Origin of the sequence: Vibrio penaeicida (assembly GCF_002933855.1) — a bacterium.
GTDB lineage: Bacteria > Pseudomonadota > Gammaproteobacteria > Enterobacterales > Vibrionaceae > Vibrio > Vibrio penaeicida_A.
Genome location: NZ_BFAQ01000008.1, coordinates 1 through 1003 on the forward strand (window position 1 = coordinate 1; position 1003 = coordinate 1003).

At 40.5% G+C, this 1003-nt stretch carries 1 pseudogene; it reads left to right on the forward strand.

Going from position 1 to position 1003, the window contains the following annotated elements:
- Positions 1-420: 420 nt before the first annotated feature.
- Positions 421-1003: pseudogene (locus VPNCDNU1_RS29035) on the forward strand (carbohydrate-binding protein); the annotation flags it as partial.

Genomic DNA, 1003 nt, shown 5'->3' on the forward strand with positions numbered 1-1003 from the left:
ACTAAAAACAATATTAATTTATATGTAACTCGCCTAGATAACTGAAAAAATGTAATCGATCGTATTATCAGCTCAAAGATATCGTGAACTTACTCTGATTCAAAAGAATGATGTTTGACCCAAAAAAATAGCAAGCAATTAATCTAGCAATAGACATTCTTAGCTATCACTCGCAAATATTCTATAAATCACATTTACCTGTAGAAAATTGTTCTACTTCGCACAGTAATACTAGTTGCATTAACTATAGTTTTTGCGATTAGAATTCTTTGAACAGCTTTATCTGCTATTAAGCAGGTTGTCTTAGATTTCTTTTCATTTTCATTTCATCACCACGGGTTGGAGTGGTTTTGGATGACTTTATAAATGGATGTTGAACTTTGAAGCATCTGAAAATACAAGAACAAGGAATTGACGAAAATGTTGAAGAGAACGCTGATATCGACGTTGATTGGCTGCACTATGGCGAGTAGTGCATTTGCTATGAACGTACAACCCGATCCACAAAACCCGACAGGGTACATTGTATCAAAAGTTGATCTGCAAGCTGCTGAAACGGCAAAGACAGCCGATCCTATGTACGCTATATGGGCTAAGGCGTTGGAAACACGTCCGAATTCAATCGTAGAAGCGATTGATGCTGGGTTAGCAACAAACCCAGATAACGTGAAACGAGTGGAAAGAGTTTTTCCTCGCAGCGAGTGGGACTTTCTCACGCAGATGGCTGCACCGGAATACAGCTATACAAAATTCTTGAGAGCGATTGGTAAGTTCCCTGCATTCTGTGGCGACTATACAGATGGTCGCGATGCCGATGCAATTTGTAAGAAATCCATAGTGACAGCTTTTGCTCATTTTGCTCAAGAAACGGGTGGTCACATCGCAAAAGATAACGTGTGGGACAACCCATTAGCGTTGGAAGAGTGGCAACAAGCGTTAGTGCATGTTCGCGAAATGGGATGGTCTGAAGGTCAGCCGGGTTATACAACAGGGTGTGGTCAAA